The organism is Yoonia sp. (assembly GCF_046292185.1).
GTDB lineage: Bacteria > Pseudomonadota > Alphaproteobacteria > Rhodobacterales > Rhodobacteraceae > Yoonia.
Genome location: NZ_JBKBQY010000158.1, coordinates 1 through 3,220, shown reverse-complemented (window position 1 = coordinate 3,220; position 3,220 = coordinate 1). Strand labels below are relative to the sequence as shown.

At 59.6% G+C, this 3,220-nt stretch carries 3 protein-coding genes; all 3 read right to left on the bottom strand.

Features of this window, described 5'->3' with window-relative positions:
- Positions 1-1,007: C4-dicarboxylate TRAP transporter substrate-binding protein (locus tag ACK4TM_RS17290; RefSeq protein WP_409703791.1), on the bottom strand; the 1,007-nt coding region annotated here is incomplete at its 3' end.
- A gap of 51 nt (positions 1,008-1,058) precedes the next feature.
- Complete coding sequence (locus ACK4TM_RS17285; RefSeq protein ID WP_409703788.1) at positions 1,059-2,204, bottom strand: CaiB/BaiF CoA transferase family protein; 1,146 nt, start codon at positions 2,202-2,204, stop codon at positions 1,059-1,061.
- A 4-nt stretch (positions 2,205-2,208) separates the two neighbouring features.
- Positions 2,209-3,006, bottom strand: a complete 798-nt coding sequence (locus ACK4TM_RS17280; protein WP_409703785.1) for a citryl-CoA lyase — start codon at positions 3,004-3,006, stop codon at positions 2,209-2,211.
- Positions 3,007-3,220 lie beyond the last annotated feature (214 nt).

The following is a 3,220-nucleotide window of genomic DNA, read 5'->3' as shown; positions in this document are numbered from 1 at the left end:
AAATCCGCCGCAGGCAGACCACGACCGTCATTTTCGGCCGCCCATTCACCAGCCAGATTTGGCAGGGCATCGACCCAGGCCTGACGCTCTGCCGGGTCCATTTCGACGATGGTCACAGGTGTGCTTTGGTCCGCGCCCAATGTGGCGATCTGTTCCATCGCGACTTCGGGACGGTCCATCATATCCTGTGCATGCGCTTCGGAGTAATAGGCACCAGCCTCCAGCATGGCCTGCTGGACCTCTTCCGGCAGGCTTTCCCAGCGGTCGCGGTTGATTGCGACGCCGCCCGAAAACACCGTCCCCATCTGCACGCGGGTTACGTAGGGTGCGACCTCATAGATACGTGTCGGCAAGGCACCCAAGGCCAACGACAGCACGCCATCCGACACGCCGGTCTGGATGTCAGTGTAGAATGTGGTCAACGCGCCATCGACAGCGCTCGCCCCGGTGCCGCGCAGCCATGTGCCCAGCACACCAGGGGCGGAAATCCGCATCCCTTCCAGATCGGCCAAGGACGCTACTGGCGTCTTGGTATAAAGATCATAGCTGTCCGATGCCGTCATCCCAAGCATGACGATGTTATACTGTTCCCATTCGTTGCGGAACGCCTCGTTTTCGTTGAACAATTCGCGCATCACGCTTAGCTGCACCGGCACGTTGCTGGTGGCGAAAGGTGTGTAGGCGGTGACCTGCGACAGCGGCATTTTCGCGCCTTCCAGATAGGAAAACACCCAACCGATATCGGTGATCCCTTCCTCGACCGAGGTCAGCGTGGCGTTGGCACGGTAGAGCGTGCCGCCGAATGCCTCGTCCCAGGAAATTTCATAATTGCCTTCCTCCGCCAGAATGCGGTCGGTTTCAGCCATGAAATGGGTCTGGATCATGGCAACCCAGGGGATCGTCGTCGGGTGGCTGGATGCCACCGTCAGCGAAATCGTTTCCTGTGCTGCGGCAAAGGATGGCAGTGCCAGAATTGCGGCAATGGCCGTGGTGCGTAGATGTTTCATGATATTCCTCCCTTGGAAATGAATGGCCTGCACTCCCCGCAGACCGGTTGATCAGCCAGCCTTGCGTTTGGCCAGTTCGTCACGGATCGCGGCACCATGTTCGTCCAGCACAGGCGGTGCCATGACCCCCAGTTCTGGCGTGCCGTCGAAATTATAGGGCGCGCGCACGGTGGTGAATTTGCCCATCTCAGCATGGTCAGCCGATACCGCAATTTGCAGATGCTTTGCCTGCGGGTCCTCCAACGCCTCATCCGCGTCGTAGGCGGGGGAATAGGGGACCTCTTCCGCTCCAAACCGTTCGCACCATTCATCGCGCGGCCGGGTCAGGAAGACGGGTGCAAGGATATCGATCAGATCATCCTGATGCTTGATCCGTTCCAGCCGTTCGGCAAAGCGCGGATCATCCAGCAATTGTTCCTGTTCCGTTGCGCGCAGCATGCCTTCCCAGAACTTGGCGGGTGATGACATGTGAAAAGCGATCCATTTGCCATCGCTGCATTCAAACGTATAGCTTTGCGATACCACCGGGCGCGAGAGTGGCCCCATCACCTCGCCCACGCTGTAATAATGGGTGAAACTGTCCAGGTTGAAATGGCACATCGCCTCCAACATGGAAATATCGAGACGGCGGCCCGTGCCGGTGCTGCCGCGTTCAATCAGCGCCGCCATGATCCCCATCGCCGCATATTGCCCGGTCATCGCATCGGCCAAGGCAGGCCCGATCACGCGCGGACTGGTGGGCGGTGTCACCAGACGCAGAAAGCCGGACGCCGCCTGCGCGACAGTATCATAGGCCGGACGGTCCCGCGCGGGGCCGGAGGTGCCAAAACCCGAAATCGCGCAATAAATCAGATCAGGGCGGATCTTGCGCAGGTCCGCTTCGCCCGCGCCCAGCTTTTCCGCGACACCGGGGCGGAAGTTCTGGATGAACACATCGGCTGTCGCGATCAGATCCTCGAACACCGCCAGATCATCAGCGTCGCGGGTATCCAGCGCGATGGACCGTTTGTTGCGGTTATAGGTCTGATAATGCGGGCTATAGAGCCCGCCCTTGAACGCGCGGAACGGATCACCTGTGCCGGGTCGCTCCACCTTGATCACATCGGCCCCTAGATCGGCCAGATGCATCGCAGCGGCAGGGCCGGTGATATAGGTGCCCATTTCGACGACGCGGATGTTTTTCAGGATCTTGACCATCTGATCAGCCTTTCTGCGCGTCTTTGCCATCATAGGAAATGGCAAGATCAGCATTGTGAGACAGGATGAACCCGATCGACCGGCGCGATTCTTCCAGCAGATGCGCGGCCAGACCACCGGCGCGGGCGACCAGAGGCACAGCCTTCAGCGCATCGACCGGCCAGCCTGCATCAAGGATCACCGCAGGGATCGCGCCGGAGACATTCACCGGCAGCGGGCGGTTGATGATCTTGGGCGCATGTTCGCCCAGCAGGCGCAGAATACCGACATAGCGGCCTGACACCTCATGTTCGTCGCAAAGCGCCAGCAGACGCAAAGCACGCGGATCGCCTTCGGAATGTTGCGGGTGGCCGAGGCCCGGCACCTTGGCGCGGCGGGCTTTCAGGGCTTCCAGCGCTGCGATCACGGCGGCCTCATCGCCTTTGCCATCTTCGTCGGCGGCGGCCCGGATTTCTTCCAGAAAACGCCCGGCGACTTCCGTCGATCCGGCGACAACTGTCCCCATCCCCAACAGACCCGCCGACATCGCGCCCTGCCACGCCTCGGGTGCCGCAGCCAATGTCATCCGCGCCGCCTGCACGCTGGGCACCAGCCCATGTTCGGCGATGGCGACCAGACAGGCATCCAGCATGGCGCGTTGTTTTGGCGCGGGCTTTTCACCCAGCACCAGAAGCCAGAAATATTCAGTAAAGTCGATCTTGCCGATCAGATCGTTACAAAGGTCATGGCCGCGCACGGTGATCGATTCCGCATCCGATGTGCAGATCGCGGTAAGGGCTTGGTCAGTCTTCCCAATTCGCATGGCTATTCCTTTTTCGCTAGGCGCATAAATTTTCTCTTGCCGTAAGATACGACATGAAATAATCTTCCGTCAACCCCGCTGTTGCGGGATGTTTTATGTCTTTGGGAGGACGCTATGGATAAGCTCAATCAATTCACCCTGACCGATGCGGTGAAGGACTCGTTCAAAACCGAGGAAGGCACGCGGTTCAAATTCCTGCTCGAATCCTTCATCG

Excerpts from the sequence above, each read along its gene's own strand:
- ACK4TM_RS17285 (WP_409703788.1), bottom strand. The coding sequence starts at position 2,204 with ATGGTCAAGATCCTGAAAAACATCCGCGTCGTCGAAATGGGCACCTAT.
- ACK4TM_RS17280 (WP_409703785.1), bottom strand. The coding sequence starts at position 3,006 with ATGCGAATTGGGAAGACTGACCAAGCCCTTACCGCGATCTGCACATCG.